22 protein-coding genes are annotated in these 24990 nt (G+C 28.2%); 18 read left to right on the top strand and 4 right to left on the bottom strand.

Annotated elements, in window-relative coordinates; all coding sequences use genetic code 11:
* Positions 1-26 precede the first annotated feature (26 nt).
* The 6 genes from C1715_RS14020 (at position 27) to C1715_RS13995 (ending at position 5703) form a co-directional block, all read left to right on the top strand.
* Positions 27-632: a thiamine phosphate synthase gene (locus C1715_RS14020; protein ID WP_102401095.1), complete on the top strand. Its 606-nt coding sequence runs from the start codon at positions 27-29 to the stop codon at positions 630-632.
* Between the two features lie 404 nt (positions 633-1036).
* Positions 1037-1381 carry a mediterrocin family bacteriocin gene (locus C1715_RS14015; protein ID WP_102401094.1) on the top strand — a complete coding sequence of 115 codons (345 nt, stop codon included), beginning with the start codon at positions 1037-1039 and terminating at the stop codon, positions 1379-1381.
* Positions 1382-1525: 144 nt separating this feature from the next.
* Entirely contained in the window at positions 1526-2443 is a 918-nt protein-coding gene (locus tag C1715_RS14010) for an IS982 family transposase (protein WP_102401093.1), read from the top strand.
* A 211-nt stretch (positions 2444-2654) separates the two neighbouring features.
* On the top strand, positions 2655-4646 hold the full coding sequence (locus C1715_RS14005) for a DUF1430 domain-containing protein (protein WP_102401092.1): 1992 nt from the start codon (positions 2655-2657) through the stop codon (positions 4644-4646).
* Entirely contained in the window at positions 4643-5251 is a 609-nt protein-coding gene (locus C1715_RS14000) for an ABC transporter ATP-binding protein (RefSeq protein WP_102401091.1), read from the top strand. Before C1715_RS14005 ends, C1715_RS14000 begins: the two co-directional genes overlap by 4 nt.
* Positions 5248-5703, top strand: coding sequence for a hypothetical protein (locus C1715_RS13995; protein WP_102401090.1), 456 nt, complete (start codon positions 5248-5250; stop codon positions 5701-5703). Before C1715_RS14000 ends, C1715_RS13995 begins: the two co-directional genes overlap by 4 nt.
* A gap of 130 nt (positions 5704-5833) precedes the next feature.
* Here the strand turns inward: C1715_RS13995 and pflA are convergent, their stop codons facing one another.
* Positions 5834-6559 (bottom strand): pyruvate formate-lyase-activating protein, encoded by a 726-nt coding sequence (pflA, locus tag C1715_RS13990; RefSeq protein WP_102401089.1) that lies wholly within the window; start codon positions 6557-6559, stop codon positions 5834-5836.
* A gap of 130 nt (positions 6560-6689) precedes the next feature.
* Positions 6690-8936: a formate C-acetyltransferase gene (gene pflB / locus C1715_RS13985; protein WP_102401088.1), complete on the bottom strand. Its 2247-nt coding sequence runs from the start codon at positions 8934-8936 to the stop codon at positions 6690-6692.
* A 413-nt stretch (positions 8937-9349) separates the two neighbouring features.
* On the opposite strand from pflB, the gene C1715_RS13980 reads away from it, so the two are divergent.
* From C1715_RS13980 to C1715_RS13935, 10 genes are all read left to right on the top strand, one after another.
* Positions 9350-10177: a hypothetical protein gene (locus C1715_RS13980; protein ID WP_102401087.1), complete on the top strand. Its 828-nt coding sequence runs from the start codon at positions 9350-9352 to the stop codon at positions 10175-10177.
* Positions 10178-10379: 202 nt separating this feature from the next.
* Positions 10380-11672, top strand: coding sequence for a trigger factor (gene tig, locus C1715_RS13975; protein ID WP_102401086.1), 1293 nt, complete (start codon positions 10380-10382; stop codon positions 11670-11672).
* Between the two features lie 68 nt (positions 11673-11740).
* Positions 11741-12328 carry an ATP-dependent Clp endopeptidase proteolytic subunit ClpP gene (gene clpP, locus C1715_RS13970; RefSeq protein ID WP_102401085.1) on the top strand — a complete coding sequence of 196 codons (588 nt, stop codon included), beginning with the start codon at positions 11741-11743 and terminating at the stop codon, positions 12326-12328.
* A gap of 32 nt (positions 12329-12360) precedes the next feature.
* On the top strand, positions 12361-13662 hold the full coding sequence (gene clpX / locus C1715_RS13965; RefSeq protein WP_102401084.1) for an ATP-dependent Clp protease ATP-binding subunit ClpX: 1302 nt from the start codon (positions 12361-12363) through the stop codon (positions 13660-13662).
* 130 nt (positions 13663-13792) lie between these two features.
* Positions 13793-15490, top strand: a complete 1698-nt coding sequence (lonB, locus tag C1715_RS13960) for an ATP-dependent protease LonB (RefSeq protein ID WP_102401083.1) — start codon at positions 13793-13795, stop codon at positions 15488-15490.
* Positions 15491-15624: 134 nt separating this feature from the next.
* On the top strand, positions 15625-17955 hold the full coding sequence (lon, locus tag C1715_RS13955) for an endopeptidase La (protein WP_102401082.1): 2331 nt from the start codon (positions 15625-15627) through the stop codon (positions 17953-17955).
* A complete protein-coding gene (gene yihA / locus C1715_RS13950; RefSeq protein ID WP_102401081.1) occupies positions 17945-18520 on the top strand; it encodes a ribosome biogenesis GTP-binding protein YihA/YsxC in 576 nt (191 codons plus the stop codon). Before lon ends, yihA begins: the two co-directional genes overlap by 11 nt.
* Positions 18521-18721: 201 nt before the next feature.
* A complete protein-coding gene (locus tag C1715_RS13945) occupies positions 18722-19180 on the top strand; it encodes a hypothetical protein (RefSeq protein WP_102401080.1) in 459 nt (152 codons plus the stop codon).
* A 45-nt stretch (positions 19181-19225) separates the two neighbouring features.
* Positions 19226-19477, top strand: a complete 252-nt coding sequence (locus tag C1715_RS13940) for a hypothetical protein (RefSeq protein WP_102401079.1) — start codon at positions 19226-19228, stop codon at positions 19475-19477.
* Between the two features lie 55 nt (positions 19478-19532).
* Complete coding sequence (locus C1715_RS13935; RefSeq protein WP_102401078.1) at positions 19533-20090, top strand: hypothetical protein; 558 nt, start codon at positions 19533-19535, stop codon at positions 20088-20090.
* A gap of 336 nt (positions 20091-20426) precedes the next feature.
* Here C1715_RS13935 and C1715_RS13930 read toward each other — a convergent pair whose 3' ends face one another.
* Positions 20427-21395: a VCBS repeat-containing protein gene (locus tag C1715_RS13930; RefSeq protein ID WP_102401077.1), complete on the bottom strand. Its 969-nt coding sequence runs from the start codon at positions 21393-21395 to the stop codon at positions 20427-20429.
* Between the two features lie 98 nt (positions 21396-21493).
* On the opposite strand from C1715_RS13930, the gene C1715_RS13925 reads away from it, so the two are divergent.
* Positions 21494-22735 carry an ABC transporter substrate-binding protein gene (locus C1715_RS13925; RefSeq protein ID WP_102401076.1) on the top strand — a complete coding sequence of 414 codons (1242 nt, stop codon included), beginning with the start codon at positions 21494-21496 and terminating at the stop codon, positions 22733-22735.
* Positions 22736-22753: 18 nt separating this feature from the next.
* On the opposite strand, the gene perR is transcribed toward C1715_RS13925, so the two are convergent.
* Complete coding sequence (perR, locus tag C1715_RS13920; RefSeq protein WP_102401075.1) at positions 22754-23167, bottom strand: transcriptional regulator PerR; 414 nt, start codon at positions 23165-23167, stop codon at positions 22754-22756.
* Between the two features lie 341 nt (positions 23168-23508).
* Here perR and C1715_RS13915 point away from each other — a divergent pair, with 341 nt between their 5' ends.
* The gene (locus C1715_RS13915) at positions 23509-24885 is read left to right on the top strand and encodes a PhoH family protein (protein ID WP_102401074.1); all 1377 of its coding nucleotides are present in this window, start codon (positions 23509-23511) and stop codon (positions 24883-24885) included.
* Positions 24886-24990 lie beyond the last annotated feature (105 nt).

The raw sequence follows: 24990 nt of genomic DNA, 5'->3' as shown, positions 1-24990 counted from the left end.
TATATATTAAAAAGGTTGTGTTTAATATGCCTAAATTATATTTAATAACTAATAGAAAACTTGTAAAAAATCATAATTTCTTTCATGTAATAAATGAGAGCATTAAAGGTGGAGTTGATACTATAATTTTAAGAGAGAAAGATTTAAATGAGCAAGAACTTATAAGTTATGGTAAAAAAATAAAAGAAATAATAGGTTATAGAAAAGTTAAGCTTATAATAAATGGGAACTTCAATGCTATGAAAGCGGTAAAAGCAAACGGGTACCATATGAAATTTAAAGATTTTTTAGATAAAAAACCCAAAAATGTTTTTGTAGGTGTTTCAGTACATAGTTTAGAAGAAGCTATGATTTGTGAGGAAAAAAGTGTAGATTATATTTTAGTCAGCCACATTTATCTAACGGATTGCAAGAAGGGGCTGAAGCCTAAAGGAGTTAATTTTATTAAAGAAGTGAGAAGTAAAGTATCTATGCCCATAATAGCATTAGGTGGCATAAATCCGGAAAATGCAAAAGAAACAATAGAAAATGGTGCTGATGGAGTGGCGGTAATGTCTTATATAATGGCATCGGAAGAACCCTTTATAAGTGCGAAAAAATTAAAAGAGAACATAAAAATTGTTACGGGGTAACAATTTTTAGTGTGCCAGTGTGCTAGAGTGCTAGGTATGGTGGATTTTCCTTCACTATGCTATGGAAAACCTTTTATTTGTACGAAAAAAATATGAATAGATGCATAAAGCTTGAATGATTTTATTTAGTAAAATGATTCAAGCTTTTAGTTTTTTATACTTTAAAATTTTTTTAATTCCTAATTTTAATGTTCTAATGTTACTTATGAATTAAAATTTGAGCTAATAAACTACTAAAATAGATAGGATCGTGTGTTTGGTGAGTGAGTTTTTGGAAAAAATATCAATAATAGTTGAATAATTGAAATTAAAATGCTAAGATATAAATATAAATGAACTTATTTAAATTTATGGTTAATAGAACTATAAATTTAAAGAAAATATTAAAAGTGAGGTGATGAAATATGAAAAAAGTAATAAGCATTTTAACTATTTTAATAATGTTAGGTTTAGCTACAACTGTATATGCTACAAGTGAATCAATTAAAGTTTGGAGTGATGGTCATACTTTTGACAAAGCTTGGGAAGCATGCAAAGATGGAATAAATTGTACATTTGTATATGGCTATAATACAACTTGGATAAATGAAGATTATGTACATGCAAAGCATAATTCATTATACCATAAGGCAGCACTTGTTAATGGAAATGGTTCACATAGTGCTAGTGCAAAAGCAGGTAAGTGGGCAAAAATAGAAGTCAGACATAAGGGTTCAAGAATCCTTTACGGAATAGTATATTATTTTTAATTTAACTCGTTGTGCTAGTTAAATTACTAGCATTATTTACAAATAGAAAAACTCTAGCATAATATGCTAACCTATCATTAAAAAGCACGACCAATTTAATGAAGGAGGTACACATATATGCTATAGCTTTACAAACAAGATTGTATCACAGTTATAGAAAATTTAAAAGATTTTATAACTGTCGTTTTTGTTATAATTGATGATGTTTACCAAGATATAACTCCAGCACATATTAAAAATCGTAGAAACGTTAAGACCGCTATTATGAGTGATAGTGAAATAATTTCCATATCACTAGTTGGTGAACTTATGTCCATTGATTCTGAAAAATCTTGGGTTAGTTATTGCAAGAATAATTTTAAAGATTTATTCCCTAGATTTTGCAATAGAAGTCGTTTTAACCGAACACGAAGAGCTCTTATGAAAGTAATAGAAAGTATAAGAAATACGTTAACAAGTATTCTTGGATATACTGAAGATTACTTTAGAATTATAGATAGCATGCCTATTTATGCATGTAAATTTGGTAGAGCTCATTTTCACAAAACATTTAGATGCTATGCTTCATATGGAAGGTGTGCATCTAAAAAAGAAACTTATTATGGCTTTAAATTACACTCATTAATTTCAATTGATGGATATATTACAGATTTTACAGTAACTTCAGCCAATATAGATGATAGAGAAGGTTTATGGGAGTTAACCAATAAAACTTTTAGTTTAACTATAATTGGTGATAAAGGATATATAGGTAATAATCTTTCTTTAGAATTAAAGAAAGAACGTGATATAAACCTAATATCTATGAAAAGAAGTAATAGTAAAATCCAACTTCATAAATCGGTAAGACGATTAATATTCAAAAAACGTATGCTTACTGAAACGGTCAACTCCCAGCTTTCAGAGCAATTAAATATATCTAAAGTATTAGCTAAATCTCGCTGGGGATTAATAACTAGAATTCAAACTAAAATACTAGCTCATAATATTTGTTTCTTCATAAATAAAATTCTAAGAAAAAGTATTGATATCTTAAAAATCAAAGAATTGATTTTTGGATAAATTATACAAATTATATTAAAACAACCTATGGATATTCTACGCATTATTTTATTGGTAAATAAATCCTAGTAATCAATATTAATGAAATTAATTTAAATTAGCACAACGAGTTAATTTAATATTTTATTGTTAGGATATAGTAAAAATTTTTTGTTTACTAATTTTTATTTAAATAGAAATGTAAGAATTAACAATATGGAGGAATTTTTTTTTGAAAAAGATTAAGTATATTATTAGTTTTTGTATTATATTTATAGCTCTTTTAATTATAGGAGAAAGCCATATTTTTCATTTAGACAATTTTTATACTCAATATTGGAGTACTACATTATATTTACAAGATGGTATAAAAAGTGAAGAAATGATTAAGGATATAGTTGATTCAGCAGCTTGTAATGAAGTTGAGGTATTTACTTTTATAAATTCAGGGGTAAATACCTCTTCTGTTCAATATAATATTTATGGAACTCCAGGAGTAGAAAAATGCATAAATAAAAATTCGAATATATTTGAAAAGAAGTATACAAGCCTTTTTTTGGGAAGTATTGATTTTAAGTTTAGCAATATTCAAGATATAGCTGATATTAAAAATCAAAATGAATATTATGTTATAGGTAGTGGTGAAAAAGTTCATAAATTTAAAATGGATTTAATTAATAAGTATGCAGGAAATCATCCTAAAAAGGGTTATCTGGATAAAGAGTCAAAAAAGAATACCATTTTTATATGGATACTTTCCATTAGCATTATTTTATTACTATCTTTTTATGATACTATTTCACAAAAAAAAGAAGATGTCATTAAAATAACTATGGGTGAAAGAATAAGTAAAATCATAATTCAAAATATCCTTTTAGACTCTTTTGTATTTATAGCTTCTTTTTTATTAATAGTATTTATTTTATCTAGATATACTTATGTTTTTTTTAATTTCAAAATTTCAATTATATTATTTGGTGCATTACTTATTATCAATGGATTGTTATATTTAAATTTATATTTTTATGATGTAAAGGAGGCTTTCTCTAATGGAAAAAGCTCTAGAAATTTATTATCAATTAATTATGGTTTAAAATTAATAACAACCATTGTTACAATTTTTATAATATCCAGTAATATAGCGTTTATTTTTGAGTCTTATAGTTTTTGTAAACAAAAAAACTTTTTTACAAACCATAAGGATTACTACCACATAGAATTTTTATATAAACCAGTTAGAAATAGTGATGGAACTATAGATGATAGATTAGATGAATCTATGGCTGTACAATGGAAATTTTATACGGAATTTTTTAACCAATTTAATTCAATTGCCTTAAAGGATATTTCTGATTTTTTTGAAATAAAATCTATTTATGCAAATAGAAATGCTTTAAATTATTTAAAAAGAAAAATAACTGAACTTAATAATTTAAATTTAGATAAAGAATACTATTTTATATTACCTAGTAAAATGAAAGATGATCCTTGTATTATTGATAAAATAAAAGGGAGTATAAATTATTCAGGTGGAGATGCTGATTTTTATTACAAGTATGAAGTTATATATTATGATGATAATATCCATATAGTTGGAATGGATGAGGATAATGTATACGGAAGTGATTTAATTAAAAATCCTGTTATTATTTACAATAATATGGAAGTCCATAGAATCAAAAGTGAAAATGATGATGAATATAGAGAAACACTAAATGAATTAGATGATGTTATATATAAAATATCATCTAATGATGATATATATAAATTTAATAAATTTTTAGAGAAACATAATCTAGTAGGTCAAAATATCTATAAAATAAATGCATTAGAAAAGTATGAAAATATGTGGAAGATAGCTAAAAGAATTTTATATATTAATTTAGTATTTAGCATTTTGGTTTTACTTTTAGAAATTATAGTGATTAATTGGATTATTAAAATGGAGTATAAAATTAATGCTATTGAGCTTTCTATTAAGAAAATTGTTGGATACAGTATTTTAGAAAAAAATAGAAAAATTATTATGATGACGGTTGTAACTACTATGATGAGTATATTAACAGCTGTTATTTTAAATATAATAATGAAAACTCAGAAAGCTTATTATCTGGCTTTGGGTGGAATTGTAATATTGATATTTGAAATTTTGATTATTATATTTAATATACAGAAAGTAGAAAATTGCGAAATTCAAAAGATATTGAAAGGAGGGAATCTATGATTAAAATAAAAAACTTAAACAAAAAATTTGATGATAAAATAGTATTTTCGAATTTAAATTTAGAGATAGAGGATGGAGAATTTATTATATTAGGAGGACCAAGTGGTTGTGGTAAGACCACTTTATTAAACATGATTGGAGCAATTGAAAAATTTGATAGTGGAGAAATAATTGTTGATGGTATTGATATTAAAAATAAAAGAAATCATTTAAATTATTTTAGGAAAAAAATAGGTTTTCTTTTTCAAAATTTTGCATTGGTTGATAATAAGACTGTTAAAGAAAATTTAAAAATTATTAGTAAGGATTGTAAGACAAATTTATCAATGGAAGAGGCATTGAGAATTGTTGGTCTTAAAGATAAATTAAATAAAAAGGTGTATACATTATCAGGAGGAGAGCAGCAAAGGGTAGCTATAGCTAGATTAATGCTTAAAAAATGTGATGTAATACTGGCAGATGAGCCTACGGGTTCCCTTGATAGGAAAAATGCAGAAGCTGTAATTAATATTTTAAAAGAATTAAATACACAAGGAAAAACAATTGTATTGGTTACACATGATGAGTATATAAAAAAACAAGGAAATAGAGTGGTGAATTTATGAATAAAATAAATGGGAAAAAAATTATTATATTTATTATAGTAATATTTGCAGCTTTAAATATTAGTTGGTTTTTAATAACAACTATAAAATATAATAGATTTGTAAAAGCTGTACCTAAAAATGAAGATGGTTTTTATGCTATGACAAAAGAAGATGGGTATACGTATAGTGTAAAAAAACCAGATTATCTACATTATACAGGAAACTTGGCAGTTGCTAATAATAAAAGTGGTGAGCTTTTAATTATATGGCCACGTATAACTGGTGGATATGAGTATGGGCTAATACTTCAGGAAAATAAGGGGGGATATAATATTTATGTGGATGAAAACATGAAACCTATAGACATAGATAAAGATAATCCACATGCTATTGAAATGGTAGAAGAGCATAAAGCTAGTGTAGAGGCGTTAATTTCTAGAGCTAATAAGATGTGGCGATTAAAAGAATAGTAATTAAAAAAATGTTTACTACGAGATTAATTGCAATTTTTTAGAGCAATATAGCATAAAATCTAGAACTACACCATCAATGGTATAGTCCTAAAGTTTATATTTTAGAGCCTTTAAAAAAATGTTTAAGCTATTTTATTCCAGTGTATTCTCTTATTAATTTTTGAAGTTCATTACAAATATCTTTGTCCATAGCATCTACATCTTCTAAAGCATATTTAATTCCTAGCTTTTCATATTTTTGTATTCCTAAAGTATGATAGGGAAGAAGTTCTATTTTTTTAACATTTTTAATGTTTTCTTTTATAAAATCGCCTAATTTTAATATATGTTCTTTAGAATCTGTAATGCCAGGGACAACTACGTGTCTTATCCATACTTTTGAGTTAGAGATGTTTAACGCTTTTAAAAACTCTTTAAATTTATACTGACTTTGACCTGTAAGTTTTAAATAGCCTTCATCATCAACATGCTTAATGTCTAATAATACTAAATCTGTATATTTTAATATTTCATCATATTTACCTAGGCCATTACCTGCTGTGTCTATAGCAGTATGAATTCCTTTTTCCTTGCAGAGTTTTAAAGTTTCTATTAAAAAATCAGGTTGAAGTAGTGGGTCACCTCCAGAAAAGGTTACACCACCTCCAGATGTATCATAATAAGTTTTAAAACGTTCTAGTTTATCCACAATTTCTTTTGGGGTAATTTCTGTTCCACCAGATAAGCACCAGGTGTCTGGATTATGACAATAAGCACATCTTAAAGTGCAACCTTGAAGAAATACTACTGAGCGTATACCAGGACCATCTACTAGCCCCATGCTTTCTATAGAATGAAGTTTTCCTTTTATCATAGTTCCTCCTATATTTTATAAAATATCCCCAAGACCATTTGGAGAAAACTCAAAATTGGTTCAAGGGGACATTTTATATCTTAAAGTTTCTATTTATATATTATTTGTATAATGTTAATGTTTATTTAAATTACATTTTTCCGTGGAAAGTTCTACTTATAACTTCTTTTTGTTGTTCTTTAGTTAATCTATTGAAGTGTACAGCATATCCAGAAACTCTTATAGTAAGTGTAGGATATTTTTCTGGATTTTCCATAGCGTCAATTAAAGTTTCTCTTCTAAGCACATTTACATTTAAGTGGAATGCATGTCTTGCAAAATATCCATCAAGTAAAGCTGCTAAATTGTTTATTCTTGAATCTTCATCTTTACCTAAAGCATCTGGAATTATAGAGAAAGTATTAGATATTCCATCTTGGCACCATTCTCTATATGGTATTTTTGCTACTGAGTTTAGGGAAGCAAGGGCACCATTTTCATCTCTTCCATGCATTGGATTAGCTCCAGGTGCTAAAGGTTCTCCAGCTTTTCTTCCATCAGGAGTAGAACCTGTTTTTTTGCCATAAACTACGTTTGAAGTAATTGTTAGAGCTGATAGAGTATGCTCTGCATTTCTATAAGTAGGATGTTTCTTAAGTTCAGAAGAGAATTTTTTAATTAATTCTACAGCTAAATCATCTGCTCTATCATCATCATTTCCATATTTAGGGAAGCTACCTTCTATTTGGAAGTCCACAGTTATGCCATCTTCGTTTCTTATAGGTTTAACTTTAGCATATTTTATAGCACTTAGAGAATCTGCAGCTGCAGATAAACCAGCTACTCCAAAAGCCATAAATCTGTGAACTTTAGAATCATGTAATGCCATTTGACCAGCTTCATAAGCATATTTATCATGCATGAAGTGGATTGTATTCATAGTATTTACATAAAGTTCAGCTACATATTCTATAACTTTCCAGTAGTTTTCTTTAACTTTTTTATAATCTAAAACTTCATCTGTAATTTTCCCTATTCCAGGAATAACTTTTATTAGGCTTCCATCTTTAGCCTTTTTAACCTCATCGAATCCACCGTTAATAGCATATAAAAGTGATTTGGCAAGGTTCGCTCTAGCACCAAAGAATTGCATTTGTTTACCTACTTGCATAGCTGATACGCAACAAGCGATAGCATAATCATCTCCATATATAAGTCTCATAAGATCATCGTTTTCATATTGTATGGAATCAGTTTTTATTGACATTTCAGTACAATATTTTTTGAAGTTTTCTGGTAGTCTTTCTGACCAAAGTATTGTCATATTTGGTTCTGGTGCAGGACCTAAATTAGTTAGAGTGTGTAAAAATCTATAAGAAGTTTTAGTAACGAATGACTGACCACTTAGAGATATTCCACCAATAGATTCTGTAATCCAGTTAGGATCTCCTGCGAATAAATCGTTGTATTCAGGAGTTCTTAGATGTCTTACTAATCTTAATTTAATAACTAATTGATCTATAATTTCTTGTGCTTCTTTTTCAGTAATGATTCCTCTTTCAAAGTCTCTTTCTATATAAATATCTATAAATGCAGTGTTTCTTCCAAGAGACATAGCAGCACCATTATTTTCTTTTACTGCAGCTAAATAACCAAGATATAGGAATTGAACTGCTTCTTTAGCATCTCTTGCAGGATTAGATATGTCTATACCATATTTTGATGCCATGCTTTTTATTTCAGCTAATGCTCTTATTTGTTCAGAAATTTCTTCTCTAGATCTTATAAATTCTTCAGTGGCTGCTCCTTTTAAATTATTTAAATCCTTTTTCTTTTCAGTTATTAGGAAATCAATTCCATATAGGGATATTCTTCTATAGTCACCTATAATTCTTCCTCTACCGTAAGCATCAGGTAATCCAGTTAAAAGACCTACAGTTCTAGCTGTTCTAGTTTCTTCACTGTATGCATCGAAAACACCTTGATTGTGAGTTTTCCTATACTTATTAAAAGTATCTTCCAAGTTATCATCCATTTTAAAACCATATTGAGTTAGAGATTGCTCTACCATTCTCATACCGCCATAGGGATTCATTATTCTCTTTAATGGAGCATCTGTTTGAAAACCAACAATAACTTCATTTTCTTTATCTAAATAGCCAGCTTCAAAATTGTCTATACCAGAAAATTTTGAAGTTTCTACATCTATTATTCCTTTTTTTATTTCTTCTAATATAAGATCATATGCTTTTCCCCAAACATTTTTGGTTTTATCTGTTGGAGATTCTAAGAATTCTTTAGTTCCTTCGTAGCATTTGTAGTTTTTTTGTATAAAGTCCCTTACGTCTATTTCCTCTGTCCAGTTACCTAAATTAAAACCTTCCCATTGTTTAAACATTACTACTCCTCCTTATATAACAGAACTATTTATCTTATAATACAGAGAAAGAAAACGAAACGTGTTTAATAAAAAACTTAAACTGTATTAGTAAGATTTATTTATTGAAACTAACTTGATGAAATGATTATAACATAGGTATATACATTAAATCAATATGAAATTTTAATTTTATGCGTTCTGTTTTATGAAAAAAACATTCTGTTTTAATTTCAAAACAGCTATTAAGAATGGGGTATAACACAAAAACAGAATAAAAAACTTTATATAACAGTTTTGAGACGAGCGTTGAAATAATAAAAAAAGAGTTATAAATCGTAAAAAAATATTAAATATTAGTAAAAGAAATACTAATTGACTATAATTTGAGTTATAATATATTTTGGAAGATATAATGAGGAGGTAGGCTTGTTGTGGGAAAACCAAGTATATTCAGTAAGAATTATGAAAAGGCTGTTAAAAGACGTAGAAGGAAAATAATAGCTATAGTTATATCTGTAGTTTTTGTGTTAGGTATAGTAATATATATAAATTTATTTAAAAATAAAAGTTTCAACATAATAAATAAGATAAGTAAAATCAATATAATGAATAAAACTAATAAAAAAACTGGAACAAAAAAGGTAGATAGTAAAAGTGCCGCTAATAGTAAAAAAGAAGATGAAATTAAGAAACAAAGTACATCAGTAAAGGAAGAAAAGAAAACAAAATATATAACAGTAAATTTGAATGAGAATTTAAGCGTCAAAATTTCCTATGAAGAAAAAGAAAACAAAAAAATATATAAAGATGTAGTAAATGAAATAGATAATAGTAAAATATATTTTGATTGTAATCCATCAAAAACCTCTTTGCTTGTATATGAAGAGAAAACTCAGAAGATGTTTTTTATAGATAATGAAGGAAAGGTAATAGACATATCGAAGGATCAATATGTATCTAAAAATGGAAGTGTATTCTTAAGAGAAAATAAAATAAAAAATGATAGCAATTATTTGTGGTGTCAATCACCTAGATTTGTGGATGAAGAAAATATTGCATTTATAAGTAGACTTCCATGGCTAAAAGCAGATGGAAAGAAGTTTATATGGTATGGAAAAGTTGGGGAAAAAAAATATAGATATATTAGAAATAAACAGGGTAGTGATGTTCAGTTTCAAAATATAACAGAAAAAGGGTTATCGGTAAAAATCGATGATAAAATTTATTATATGACATCAACGGGCACACTTAGTGAATAAAATAGTGAAAATATTGGAGAAAATTTAAAAAAATGCAAACAAAAAACAATCTAATTGCAATTGAAGAAAACATACATTTTAGTATATAATGAGTATTATAAGAAGATTAACATAAATAATTTAAAATTTGATAAAATTACACATTGTATGTTATAATGTTAAAGTTAAATACGCATTGACGGTGAGTAGGAGGAATAAAATAATGAATACTAAAGTGGAAAAAATAGAAAAAAATATTGTTAAACTGGAGATAACTGTAGAGGCTACAGAATTTAATAAAGCTCTAGAAAAAGCATATAAAAAGAATGTTAAAAGGTTTAACGTACCAGGATTTAGAAAGGGTAAAGTTCCTATGAACATGGTTAAACAATACTATGGAGAAGGAGTTCTTTACGAAGATGCAATAAATTTCTGTTGTGACGATACATATCCAAAAGCTATAGAAGAAAACAATATTAAACCAGTTGACTATCCAAAAGTAGACATAGTTGAAATAGGTTCAGGAAAAGATTTTGTATATACTGCTACAGTAACAGTAACTCCAGAGGTTGAACTTGGAGAATATAAGGGTGTAGAAGTTAAAGAAGTAAAATATGAAGTAAAAGAAGAAGAAGTTGAAAATGAATTAAAGTCAATGCAAGAAAAAAATGCAAGAATAGAAACAAAAGAAGATGGAGAAGTTGAAAAAGGTGATATAGCTATTATAGATTTTAAAGGTTTCGTAGGAGAAGAGGCTTTTGAAGGTGGAGAAGGAAAAGATTATAAATTAGAAATAGGTTCTGGAACATTTATAGATAACTTCGAGGAGCAATTGATAGGAGCTAAAAAGGGTGAAGAAAAAGAGGTAAATGTTAAGTTCCCAGAAGAATATGGCAAAGAAGAATTAAATGGTAAGGATGCTACTTTCAAAGTTACAGTAAATGAAATTCAAAAGAAAGAATTACCAGCTTTAGATGATGAATTTGCAAAAGAAGTTTCAGAATTTGATACATTAGAAGAAGTAAAAGCTGATATAAGAAAGAAAATGGAAGAAGCCAATGAATTAAGAGCAAAAAGAGAATATGAAGAGCAAGTTATAAATGCAGTGTGTGATAATGCTAAAATAGAAATACCAGTAGTTATGGTAGATAAAGAAACAGACATGATGCTAAAAGATCTTGAAATGAGATTGAGATATCAAGGATTAGATTTAGAGACATACTACCAATACACTGATAACACAGAAGAGAAAGTTAGAGATTACATGAAGGAAACAGCAGAAAAGAGAGTAAAAACAAACTTGACATTAGAAGAAATTGGAAAAGTTGAAGCGGTTGAAGTAACTGAGGAAGAGTTGTTAGCAAAAGCAACTGAGATGGCAAAGCAGTATGGTGGAAAAGATATGGAAAAAACTGCTAAATTAATATTGGATGCACAAAAGAGTTTATTAAAAACTGAAATAGTTACAGAAAAAGTTATAGATATATTGGTTAAAAATAGCAAAGCTGTAGCATAATATAATGTGTATAATAATTGCCAGAATATTTCTGGCAATTAATTTTAGGGTTTTAAGGAGGGAATATTATGAGTTTAGTACCAGTAGTTGTAGAACAAACAGGAAGAGGAGAGAGATCTTATGACATCTACTCTAGATTATTAAAGGATAGAATAGTATTCTTAGGAGAAGAGGTTAATGACACAACTGCAAGTTTAGTAGTAGCGCAATTATTATTTTTAGAAGCAGAAGATCCAGACAAGGATATATTTTTATACATAAATAGTCCTGGAGGATCTATAACTTCAGGTATGGCTATTTATGATACTATGCAGTATATAAAGCCTGATGTAAGTACTATATGCATAGGAATGGCCGCTTCTATGGGAGCTTTCTTATTAGTTGCAGGAGCTAAGGGAAAAAGATTTGCACTTCCAAATAGCGAAATAATGATACATCAACCACTTGGTGGTTTCCAAGGTCAAGCTACAGATATAAACATACATGCAAAAAGAATACTTCAGATAAAAGAAAAATTAAATAAAATTTTAAGTGAGAGAACAGGGCAACCACTTGAAAAAATTGAAAAAGACGTAGAAAGAGATTATTTTATGACATCAGAAGAAGCTAAAATGTATGGTTTAATTGATCAGGTTATAGTAAAGAATAGTAAGTAGAAAATTAAATAAACCCTTAGTGAGGTGTAAAGATGGCTAAATTTGATGACAAAAAACAATTAAAATGCTCCTTCTGTGGAAAAAACCAAGAGCAGGTAAGGAGATTAATAGCAGGACCTGGAGTTTATATTTGTGATGAATGTATAGAGCTTTGCTCTGAAATAATTACAGATGAATTTGATGACGAAGTAGAAGTAGATATGACAAATCTACCAAAACCTAAGGAAATAAAAGAACATTTAGATGAATATGTAGTTGGACAGGAAGAAGCAAAAAAAGCTTTAGCAGTAGCTGTTTATAATCATTATAAAAGAATAAACTCTAGTGTAAACACAGCAGATGTAGAATTGCAAAAAAGTAATATTTTGCTTTTAGGACCTACAGGTTCTGGAAAAACTCTACTAGCACAAACTCTTGCAAAGCTATTAAATGTGCCTTTTGCCATAGCTGATGCAACAACGCTTACAGAAGCAGGATATGTGGGAGAAGATGTAGAAAATATTCTTCTTAAACTAATTCAAAATGCAGACTATGACATTGAAAGAGCAGAAAAAGGTATAATATATATAGATGAAATTGATAAAATAGCTAGAAAGTCAGAAAATCCTTCTATAACTAGAGATGTATCTGGTGAAGGTGTTCAACAGGCTTTACTAAAGATATTAGAAGGAACAGTAGCGTCAGTTCCTCCACAAGGTGGAAGAAAGCATCCTCATCAAGAGTTCATACAAATAGATACTGGAAATATACTGTTCATATGCGGTGGAGCTTTTGATGGAATAGATAAAATTATTGAAAGAAGAACAAGAAAAAGTTCTTTAGGTTTTGGAGCTGAAATTCAATCTAAAAAGGACGAAGATGTAGGAGAGTTACTTAAACAAATAATGCCAGGAGATTTATTAAAATTTGGACTAATTCCTGAATTTGTAGGTAGGCTTCCTATAGTTGTAACATTAGAATCCTTAGATAGAGAGGCTTTAATAAGAATATTAAAAGAACCTAAAAACTCTTTAATAAAACAATATAAAAAATTATTTGAACTTGATAATGTTTTATTAGAGTTCTTAGATGAAGCCTTAGAAGAAATAGCAGACGAGGCCATAGATAGAAAAACAGGGGCAAGAGGATTAAGATCTATAATAGAAGATGTAATGAGAAATATAATGTTCGAAGTTCCTTCAGATGAATCAATAGAAAAGGTTATAATCACAAAAGAAACAATGAAAAATAAAATACCTGATATTGTGAATTCAAATGATGGAAAAAGAAAATCTATAAAAGCCCCAAAAAAAAGTTTGGAAAAGAAAAAGAGTAATAATAATGAAACAGCATAAAATTGGCATTTAGATGCCAATTTTTTTTGTAAAATATAAAGGAATATATTTCTAGTAGTAAGTTAATAATATAAATAAAAGTTATACTAGGTTACGGGTAGACGATTAAATAGAAGAGGAGAAAATAATCATGAATACAAATGTATTGATACTACTAGAAATTTTTTTTACTATTATAATTGGAATATTCATATTGAGTAGTCTTAAAAGTGGTCAATATAGAAGTGGAACTGTTGAAAAAAATTATAGCAGAGAATTAGAAAAGCTAAATCAGTTAAAGAGTATTAGTCTAACATTACCCTTAACAGAAAAAAGTCGACCTGGAAATTTTTGTGAAATTATAGGTCAAGAAAAATCTCTAAAATCTTTAAAAGCAGCTATATGCGGTTCTAATCCACAAAATGTAATCATATATGGTCCACCTGGAGTAGGGAAAACTGCGGCAGCTAGATTGGTATTAGAGGAGGCGAAGTCTAAAGTTTATTCTCCTTTTAAAAAGGATGCTAAATTTATAGAAATTGATGCTACGACAGTAAGATTTGATGAGCGAGGTATAGCAGATCCACTTATAGGTTCAGTGCATGATCCAATATATCAAGGTGCAGGAGCGTTAGGAGTTTCTGGTATTCCACAACCTAAACCAGGAGCAGTTACTAAAGCTCATGGGGGAATGCTTTTTATAGATGAAATAGGAGAATTACATCCTACAGAGATGAATAAATTATTAAAAGTTTTAGAAGATAGAAAAGTATTTTTAGATAGTGCCTATTATAATTCGGAAGATACTAATTTACCGGAATACATAAAAGAAATATTTGAAAATGGTCTCCCAGCTGATTTTAGGTTAATAGGAGCTACCACTAGAAGTCCAGAAGAGATTTGTCCTGCTCTAAGATCTAGATGCGTAGAGATATTCTTCAAGGGCTTATCACCAGAAGAAATAAAAATTGTTGCAAAAAACTGTGCTAGTAAGATACCTATTAGGATAGAGGAAAATGCTTTGAATTTAATAAGTAAATATGCTGAAAATGGAAGAGATGCAGTTAATTTAGTTCAATTAAGTGCTGGAATATCTATTGATGAAGAGAGAAATGAGATTAGAGTAGATGATGTAGAGTGGATTATAGAAAACGGCCAATATACCCAAAGACCTGAAAAAAAAGTTTTATCAAAACCTGGAATAGGATGTGTTAATGGATTAGCTGTTTATGGAGCAAATATGGGGATTGTAATGGAAATAGAAGCAATAGCCATAAGGAGCAGAGATGGGGAGGGGGATTTAAAAGTCACAGGTATAATAGAAAAAGAAGAAATAACTAATAGTAATAGAAAACTCATAAAGAGTAGTACAGCTAAGTGTTCGGTAGAAAATGTAATGACTGTGTTGCATAATATATTTGATATTAATAGTAAAAACTATAATATTCATGTAAATTTTCCTAGTGGAATACCTGTGGATGGACCTTCAGCGGGGATAAGTATAGCTACGGCTATATACAGTGCTATTAAAGGAATACCTATAAATAATAAAGTAGCTATGACTGGAGAAGTATCCTTAAATGGAAAGGTAAAGCCTATTGGAGGTGTTACAGCTAAGATAGGAGCGGCAAAGAAAGCTGGAGCGGATATAGTAATAATACCTAAAGAGAATTGGCAAGAAAACTTTAAATTTATAGATGGTATAGATATAATTCCAGTAGATGATTTACAGCAAGTAATTAAAATAGCTCTTTTAAAAGACATAATTAATAAAAATCATGAAGAAAGTAATAATGTAGTATTGTCTGCTACATCTTTAAAAGAACAAAATATCCCTCGAGAGGTTTAAAATGAGGGATGTTTATGCTTTTTTATGAAAAATATAAAATATAAAAATTGAAAAATTATATTTTTATGGTTATAATATATTAGTCTAGGTATGTATTTACTGTTAAAAATGAAGATAGAAAGAGGGGAGAAAGAATGACAGATAATATAAAAACTCTTCCTTTAATCCCTTTAAGGGGAATTGTTATTTTCCCTGAAATGATAATACATTTTGATGTAGGAAGAAATAAGTCCATTTCAGCGTTAGAGGAGGCTATGCTGGAAGAACAAAAGGTATTTTTGGTAGCTCAAAAAGAGGCGAAAATAGAGGAACCAGATAAAGAAGATATAAATATAGTTGGTACGGTTTGTAATATAAAGCAAATTTTAAGGCTGCCAGGAGATACCGTAAGAGTTCTTGTAGAAGGAGAAAATAGGGCTAGAATAATAAAATATAATAAGGAAGAACCTTATTTTGAAGTAGATATAGAAATACTAGAAGATGAAAATACATCTGATAAAAAAATACAAGCTTTGACTAGAAAAGTAAAAAAAGTTTTTAGTGAATATGTTAAGCTTTCAGAAATTATTCCAGTGGAAGCTATAATAAATTTAGAGGATATGGAGAGTTCTGGAGAACTGGCTGATATAATACTTTCTTATATTCCACTTAAGCAAAATAAAAAACAAGAGCTACTAGAAACTTATGAAGTAGATAAAAGATTAGAAAAGCTATTATATGTATTAAATAATGAATTAGAAATAGCTAAAATAGAAAATAAAATAGGTACAAAGGTTAAAAATAATATAGATAAAGTTCAGAAGGAATATTATCTAAAAGAACAGCTAAAGGCAATTCAGGAGGAATTGGGAGAAGAGGATGACATAAATAAAGATATAGAAGCGTATAAAAGAAAAATAACTAGAATGAAATTGCCTAAGGAAGCTAAAGAAAAGGTAATGTATGAATTAAAAAAATTAGAGAGAAATGGAAATTATTCTCCAGAGAGCAATGTGGTTAGAACATATTTAGATTGGGTATTAGAGTTACCATGGAATAAAAAAACTAATGATACGATAGATATAAAAAAGGCAAGAGAAATTCTAGACAAAGAACATTATGGTTTAAATGAAGTTAAAGATAGAATAGTTGAATATTTAGCTGTTAAGAAAGTTAGTAACTCAATAAAAGGTCCTATATTATGCTTAGTTGGTCCACCGGGTGTTGGGAAAACATCTATAGCTAAGTCTGTGGCACATGCAGTAAATAGAAATTTTGTAAGAATGTCTTTAGGCGGTGTACGTGACGAGGCTGAAATAAGAGGCCATAGAAGGACCTATGTAGGTGCAATACCTGGTAGAATAATATATGGTATGAAAAAGGCTAAATCAAAAAATCCATTGTTTTTATTGGATGAAATAGATAAAATGAGCAATGATTTTAGGGGAGATCCGGCAGATGCCCTTTTAGAGGTATTAGATGATGAACAAAACAGTACTTTTAGAGATCACTATCTAGAATTAGATTTTGATTTATCTAATGTACTATTTATTACCACAGCGAACAGATTGGATACTATACCAAGACCTTTACTAGATAGAATGGAAGTTATAGAAGTTTCAGGATATACTTCAGAAGAAAAGTACCATATAGCTAAAAATCATCTTATTAAAAAAGCTCTGGAAGAACACAATATAAAGGATGAAAGAATAACTTTTTCAGATTCAGCCATATATAAGGTTATAGAAAACTATACAAGAGAATCTGGAGTAAGAGAGTTAGAAAGAAAAATTTCAGCTTTAGTAAGAAAAGCTATAACTGAAATGTTAGAAAAAGATAAGAAAAAAATAAATATAACATCTGTTATAGTAAGTAAATACCTAGGTCCAGCCATGTATACATATGATACTGTTGAAAAAGAAGACAAAATAGGGGTTGTTAAGGGATTAGCATGGACTGGTTATGGTGGAGATACGCTACCTATAGAAGTAAGTGTTATGGATGGAAATGGAAAACTGCAATTAACAGGTCAACTAGGAGATGTTATGGTAGAATCAGCTAAGACAGCATATAGTTATGTAAGAGCCAATGCAACTCAATATGATATAGATAGCAATTTTTATAAAGATAAAGATATGCATATACATGTTCCAGAAGGAGCTGTACCTAAAGATGGACCATCTGCAGGTATAACCATGGCAACAGCTATTGTATCAGCATTAAGTGCAAAAAAAGTAAAACATAATGTGGCTATGACAGGTGAGATAACATTAACAGGAAGGGTTTTACCTATTGGAGGTTTAAAGGAAAAAAGTTTGGCAGCATACAGAGCTGGTATTGATACGGTAATAATACCTAAAGAAAATGAAAAAGATGTAAATAAAATTCCTAAGAGTGTACAAAAAAAATTGAAATTTATTGCAGTAGATAAAATACAGCAGGTTATGGAAAATGCCTTAGTTGGAGAGATGAATAATGGAAATTAAAAAAGCAGAATTTATAATATCAGCGGTAAAAAAAGATCAATATCCTAAAGACAATTTGCCAGAAGTTGCTTTTGTGGGAAGATCTAATGCTGGAAAATCGTCACTTATAAATACTTTAACTAATAGAAAAAAATTAGCTAAGACTAGTAGTACACCAGGAAAAACAAGGCTGGTAAACTTTTTTTTAATCAATGAGGACTTATATTTTGTGGATTTGCCAGGATATGGATATGCTAAAGTTTCTAAAAAGGAAAAAGAAAGTTGGGTAAAGGTAATAGAAACTTACTTGATAGACAGAGAACCTTTAGGGAAAGTTGTTTTATTAGTAGATTGCAGACATAAGCCTACAGGGGATGATATTATGATGTATAATTGGATTAGACATTATAATTACAAACCAATAGTGGTAGCTACTAAAGCTGATAAAATTAGCAATAATGAGTTATTTAAAAATTTAAAAGTTATAAGAGAGACGTTAGGAATGACTAAAGAAGAACAAATAATTAAATTTTCTTCATTAAAAAAAGTTGGTGTCCAGGAACTTATAAAAGCCATTTATGAATAATTAAATAAATTAATTTTAAAACATACAGTAAATATTTTACTGTATGTTTTTTTATTAAATTTTAGTTTTATAAAGCTATAAATTTAATATTTATTGTTTTAAGTAATAATAATTTAGTGTCATATTGAAATAAACTGAATAGTATATAGTATGAAACAAAAGATGTAAAGTAATAAATTTGTAGTGAAAGGAGGAGTATGCTTGGACTTTAATAAAGTATTTGAACAAATGTTCAGTGAAAGTGGTGATAACAAAGGGTTTAATCCAATGAATTATGCAGATTTACTAGGCAGCTTAGGTAGCGGTGGTGGAAGTAATAAATGGCTATTAATATTGCTATTATTGTTACTATGTTGCTGTGGCTGTGGTAATACAGGATTTGGTAATTTTGGAGGCTCTGGACAATGCAACAATAGATGCTTTGATGTATGTTGTAGACGTAAAAAACATTGCTGTAAAAAATTTAAAAAATATGAATGTTATTTAGATCCTTGTTGTTGTAATTATGGAGGCTCTGGCGGCTATGGTGGTTGTGGCTTTGGATATAGTTGGATATGGGTAATAATCTTTATAGTAATAATATGTAGCTGTAGAGGAAAAACAGGAAAAGATAGTAGAACATGCTCCAGTAATGTGATTAATGTAGATACAGCAGAATAAAAATAATAAACAAATATACCATTGCCCAAGAAAGGGGGGTTGAAAATGTCAAAGAAAAATTGTTGCTGTAATTCATCAGCATATGGATACAGCTCTGGTTGTGGAAGGCCAACATGTTTTGGAAATATATGTAATCCTTTCTGCCTAGTAGTTTTATTAATAGCTCTTAGAAAAGGAGAGGTAATACAATCCCAATCCACAATTGAAGCTTTATTCTTCTTATTCTTACTTTTATGCTGCTGCAATAATAGTGGTTTTGCAGGCGCTGGTGCCAGAAGATGTAATTGCTGCTGCTAGTAAAAGTAATGGGAGGGAGTACGTCCCTCCCTAGTGTAAAAAAAGGGGTGATATGGTGTCTAAGAAAAAACATAAAAATAAAGAAAGGGAAATGAGAGAAGAAAATAATTTTAACAATAATCCTTACAATAATCAAAATTCATATGGTGGTTTTGACAATTCTCCATTAGCCCAAATATCAAGAATGATAGGTAATATAGATATGAATGCATTAGCACAATTATTGGCTAATTTTAACATACAAGGTAATGATTACAATAAGGATGAAGAAAGAAATTATGAAAATGAAAAGAAAAAAAGTGAAGTAGCAGAAATAAAAACTAAAAATAGAGAGAAACAGAATAAGACAAGTACACAGGAGAATGTAATGGATGAAAATAAAGATGTAATTGAAGAGAGCGATCAGTTGGACAATAAAGAAACTGTAGATAATATAGAAATTGTAGATGACTCAGTAATTATAGATAATGTAAAAGCAATAAATATAGATGATGAAATCCATAATAGTAAAAGAGAGGAAATCATAAAATTATTGATGTGCCTAAGAAATTTATGTGATGATGAAATAAAAGAAGAACTAAATAGGATTATTGAATTATATTCTTGTAATTAATACTTATATAAGGCACATTCAAATAAATAATAAGTCAGTATGCTAGTCTATTTTGCGTCATACTGCGTCAGCAGAACCCACCGATAGTTCTACTAGCGGCGGAACCTGCTTCCTTGTCTGACACAAAATATACCAGCATCTTTCACTTGTTATTTATTTTCATGTACCTAAATTAATACAAACTAAATAAATTTTATTTATGTTATGTATAAATTTTATTATATGTGGAAATATTATTAATGTAATCAAATTAATATTTGATTTACAAACTATAAATTTTAAGTTGTTTTATGCCCCAAACCCCCCATCCCCCTTGGACCGCATTAGCGGTCCATTTTACTTTAAGGGAGATAAGGACAATTTGGTAATTTTATAGTAAAAATCCTTATTTTTATCCTCAGAAGGTTTCAATGTTAAAACAAAGGTGTAGTTTTTCATTTCATTAGAATCTTTTAAATTTCCTTTAAAGTTTAAAGTCCAATATATTTCTGCAGGGTTACCGCTTTTATTATATTTGGAATCCTTAAAGAATCCATCTTGAAAAGTTAATTTAGAAGTTTTAGAATTAATTTCACATATAGATTTATCAATTTCTTTTAGTGAAGAGTCATTAAAGACCATATTTTTTAGATAATCTTTAAAGGAATCTTTATCTTTAGGCATGGAGCCTGCAAAATTTATAAATTCACCTATAGTATCTCTTCCAAAAAAATTATTTTCACATTTATAATTAAATTTTTTAAGTTCCTTTCCAACAAGTATATAATTATCAAAATTTATCTTATTGTCTTTATAGTTCCCAGATAAAAATTTTGGTGTTCTAGTATTTGAGAAGTCCACAAAACCTAATATATTATTATAACTGCAAAATGCATCCTTAAAAATTTCTCTATTCCAAAGAAAAACATGTTGTATAGCTTTGCCATTTTTACATGATTGAATAAAAATTTCAGGTGTATTATCTCTATTTATGTCTTTTAAGGTAATTCGCATTGGCCAGTGTTCATAGTAGTCTCCTAGAGTACCCAATTTTTTTTCTGGTTCCAAAAATATGCTTTTATTATCTTTTGTACTTACTTGAATATAATATTTATTATTTTTTGTTTTAACATAAAGTAAATCTTCTTCTCCATCTCCAGTTAAATCAGTTTTAAATATTTTATCTCTGGACATAATATTGAAAGTAGACAGGGAACTTTTTTTCTTCCCTATGGATATAAAAAAAATGCACATTAAAACAACTATTAATACACTAATTACCAAGTATATATGTTTTTTCTTTAAAAATATTACTTTTAACTTCATATAATTCACCCCCATTAAAGTATATGCATGAATAATATAATTAATTAATTACATAAACTATTTTTAATAAAATCCTTTGAAATGGAGTGAGATGTTTTATGAAAAACATAAAAAAGATATTAAGTTGCATTTTAATATGTTCTATATGTTTTAATTTTATCGGATGTAAGAAGAGTAGTGATAAAGTAGAAGAGAAAACTGGATTAAAAGAGATAAATATTTGTACAAATTTAGAAGATAGGGATAATGTATATTTAATAAATTATATTAAAAATCAATATGAAAGTATAAATACAAAATATAGAGTAAATATTATTAATTTTACGGAATTGAAAGAAGTTATAACTATATTAAATGAAAAGAAAGTTGATTTAATATTCTCAGATAGAAATAATATGATACAATTAGCAGATAAAGGGTTTCTTGGTGAAATGTCTTCAATAATAAAAGAAGAAAAGATAAAAGATAGATATTATGATATATTGAGTAATTATGGAACAAACAATAATGGAACATATGGAGTGGGTATACTACCATTTTCAGTTGAAATGTTGTATAATAGGAATGTTGTAGATAAGATGAAGATTTCTTATCCTAAAGATATCAATGATGTATTTGTTTTATTTAAGCAGTTGAATAGTAAAGGAATAGAAATACCAGTGATTTTACCAGAAGATACTGAAATTAATGAAGTTTTATTTTCTACAATATTTAATAATATAGTTATTGAAAATAATATAGATGAGTTTTATGGAAGTTCTGATAAGTATTATAAAGATTCAAAGAGTATACAGAAAGTTTTTGAATATGTGAATTTTTTATATAAGAATAATATATTAAATAATAAAACTTTTAAAAGAATATCTTCAGATAATTTGAAAGAAATGCAGGGAAAGGAATATCCATTAATTATAGCTGCTTATAATGGAAAAGGTTTAAATAAATTTGAGGAAATTTATAAATACGAATTAATAGATTTAGGTAAAAATAATTTTAGAAATACTATTATAGTGGAGCCAATAGTTTGTGCCAATACTACTAGCTTAGATAAGGAAGAAGTGAGAAACTTTATAAAATTTATATACAGTGAAGATTTGCAAAAAAAAATATCGCAACAAGGTTTCTATACAGGAAACATAAAAGTAAATAAGAATATTACTGAAAGTACTGAAAAAGTATTCTTAGAACACATAAAGTACAGTAATAGAAGAAATATGTTAGTAAATAACAGTATTCCAGAGGAAATTAATAGGAGTATAGAAAAAATAATAACTAAAATTTTAAGTGGTAATTATACAGGTGACGAGTGGAAGGAAGTCGTAAAGAGTACATATAAATAAAAAGCATAAGTAGTAAAACTACTTATGCTTGCAGTTAGGGCATAATCCGTAAAAATAAATTTTATTGGAAAGCACTGAATAATCTGTATAATCTTTAATATCTTCGTTCAATTTAGAAAAAGATAGATTCTCAATGTCATCTACTCTACCACATTTTAAGCATTGTATGTGAGGATGAGAATGTATATTTCCATCGTAGCGGAAACTTCCTTCACCAACATTTATCTCTTGTATTAAATTTACTTCAACTAAAGTTTTTAAAGCTTTATAAACTGTAGCAAGACTCATGGTAGGGTAATCCTTTTGTAAAGCTTTATAAATAGTTTCGGCAGAAGGGTGCTCTTTAGTTGATTTTAGATATTTATAAACTGCTATTCTTTGAGGAGTCAGTTTTAGACTCTTTTCCTTAAAAACAGATGTAATATTATTCATAATCACCATTCCTTATTTTTAAATTACATATATTATATAATAAAAATTATTATCTGTAAAGCAAGGGTAAATAATATAACCTATTTTATTTCATGGATGTTTAGGATTCAAGTTTCATTTTTGTAAAAGTGAGAGATGAAAGCAAATATGTTATTAAATAATAGTTTCTTAGTTTTAGATGTATTGAAATCTTTTAGAACTAAGAAATTTGTTTATAAAGAAATTTAATATTGTTATACTATTGAAAATAAAACAATATTAATATAGTAAAACAATTTAATGACTTAGCAATTATAGAAAGGAGGACTTGTTGGCTTGTATAATATGTCAACAATTATATATTGAGTAAGACATATATTATAGATACAAATGTGCTTTTATATTCTCCAGAATCTATATTGAATTTCCAAAATGGTGATGTAGTAATACCAGAAGTAGTACTTGAAGAATTGGATAATTTTAAAAAAAGAAATGGAGAACTAGGTTATAATGCTAGGTATGTAATTAAATTAATAGACCAATTAAGGAAAAATGGAAATTTGGTTAAAGGAATTATATTACCCAGCGGTAGGAAATTAAGAGTTGAAACAAATTACTATGAAATAGGAATGCCAGCAACTTGGGATAAAAATAAACCTGATAATAGAATAATTCAAATTTGTAAAGGGTTAAAGGAAAATGGTGAAGACGTACATTTGATTACCAGGGATATTATGCAGAGGATAAAGGGGGACGCTTTAGGAATTCAAGTAAATGATTTTACAGATGATGTTCATAGTAATTATAGTACAAACTATACTGGTAGGATAGAACTATATGCTCCGGAAGAAAATGTAAATGAATTTTATATAAGAAAATCTCTGGATTTAAAAGAATTATTTTACTACTGTGAAGAAAAAGAAGAATATATTAATCCTAATTTAGTAATAAATGAATTTATATTGATTAGAGCTATAGAAAATCCTAGAAAAACTGCATTAGGAAGGTATGATGGCAAGAAGGTTGTTCCTTTAATATATAGCGACATGAGACCTCTTAATATATCACCTAGAAATGTGGGACAAAAATTTATGCAAGAAGCTCTATTTATGGAAAGTGATGAAGCACCTTTGGTAATAATAAAAGGACCTGCTGGCACAGCTAAAACATTATTTTCTCTAGCTATAGGGTTATATAAAGTATTAGAGACAAATCCTAGAAAATATAGGAGGATTTTAGTATGCAGAGCTAATGTAACTATGGATGAAGAGATAGGATTTTTACCTGGTTCAGAGCAAGATAAAATACTGCCTTTTATGAGACCAGTATATGATAATTTGGAGGTTTTAGTAAATTCATATTATAAATGTAAATGTAAAGATGAAGATGAGCTTAATGATAAAATAAGAGAATTTTTTGATAAGAGAATTATAACTACTGAGGCAGTGGCGTACTTAAGAGGAAGATCCATATATAAAAACTGGGTAATTATAGATGAGGCTCAAAACCTTTCTCCTAAACAAATTAAAGCTATCATTACTAGAATTGGAAAGGGAACTAAGGTAATTCTTATAGGAGATCCGGAACAAATAGATCAACCATCTCTAGATTTTAAATTTAATGGACTATGTTATGCATCAGAAAAAATGAAGGGAAGTAATCTTTGTTATCAGCTTACTTTAAATTATGAAGAATGTGAAAGATCTCCTTTAGCATACGAAGGAGCTAAAAGATTATAAAATATTGTAATTATACATTATAATAGTATAAGAATAATCATTATTCCCCGGTCTTTAATGTTTAATTTTAAATTACTAGTGAATAAATAATATAGTAATTAGACA

It is taken from the genome of Haloimpatiens massiliensis, assembly GCF_900184255.1.
Classification (GTDB): Bacteria; Bacillota; Clostridia; order Clostridiales; family Clostridiaceae; genus Haloimpatiens; species Haloimpatiens massiliensis.
The sequence above is the reverse complement of the archived record's forward strand: the minus strand, read 5'-3'. Positions and strand labels throughout refer to the sequence as shown.

Bases quoted from the DNA above. Each gene is read 5' to 3' on its own strand.
- C1715_RS13925 (WP_102401076.1), top strand. From the start codon at position 21,494: ATGAAAAACATAAAAAAGATATTAAGTTGCATTTTAATATGTTCTATA.
- C1715_RS14020 (WP_102401095.1), top strand. From the start codon at position 27: ATGCCTAAATTATATTTAATAACTAATAGAAAACTTGTAAAAAATCAT.
- yihA (WP_102401081.1), top strand. From the start codon at position 17,945: ATGGAAATTAAAAAAGCAGAATTTATAATATCAGCGGTAAAAAAAGAT.
- C1715_RS14000 (WP_102401091.1), top strand. From the start codon at position 4,643: ATGATTAAAATAAAAAACTTAAACAAAAAATTTGATGATAAAATAGTA.
- C1715_RS13940 (WP_102401079.1), top strand. From the start codon at position 19,226: ATGTCAAAGAAAAATTGTTGCTGTAATTCATCAGCATATGGATACAGC.
- C1715_RS14015 (WP_102401094.1), top strand. From the start codon at position 1,037: ATGAAAAAAGTAATAAGCATTTTAACTATTTTAATAATGTTAGGTTTA.
- perR (WP_102401075.1), bottom strand. From the start codon at position 23,167: ATGAATAATATTACATCTGTTTTTAAGGAAAAGAGTCTAAAACTGACT.
- C1715_RS13930 (WP_102401077.1), bottom strand. From the start codon at position 21,395: ATGAAGTTAAAAGTAATATTTTTAAAGAAAAAACATATATACTTGGTA.
- clpX (WP_102401084.1), top strand. From the start codon at position 12,361: ATGGCTAAATTTGATGACAAAAAACAATTAAAATGCTCCTTCTGTGGA.
- clpP (WP_102401085.1), top strand. From the start codon at position 11,741: ATGAGTTTAGTACCAGTAGTTGTAGAACAAACAGGAAGAGGAGAGAGA.
- lonB (WP_102401083.1), top strand. From the start codon at position 13,793: ATGAATACAAATGTATTGATACTACTAGAAATTTTTTTTACTATTATA.
- pflB (WP_102401088.1), bottom strand. From the start codon at position 8,936: ATGTTTAAACAATGGGAAGGTTTTAATTTAGGTAACTGGACAGAGGAA.
- lon (WP_102401082.1), top strand. From the start codon at position 15,625: ATGACAGATAATATAAAAACTCTTCCTTTAATCCCTTTAAGGGGAATT.
- C1715_RS13995 (WP_102401090.1), top strand. From the start codon at position 5,248: ATGAATAAAATAAATGGGAAAAAAATTATTATATTTATTATAGTAATA.
- pflA (WP_102401089.1), bottom strand. From the start codon at position 6,559: ATGATAAAAGGAAAACTTCATTCTATAGAAAGCATGGGGCTAGTAGAT.
- tig (WP_102401086.1), top strand. From the start codon at position 10,380: ATGAATACTAAAGTGGAAAAAATAGAAAAAAATATTGTTAAACTGGAG.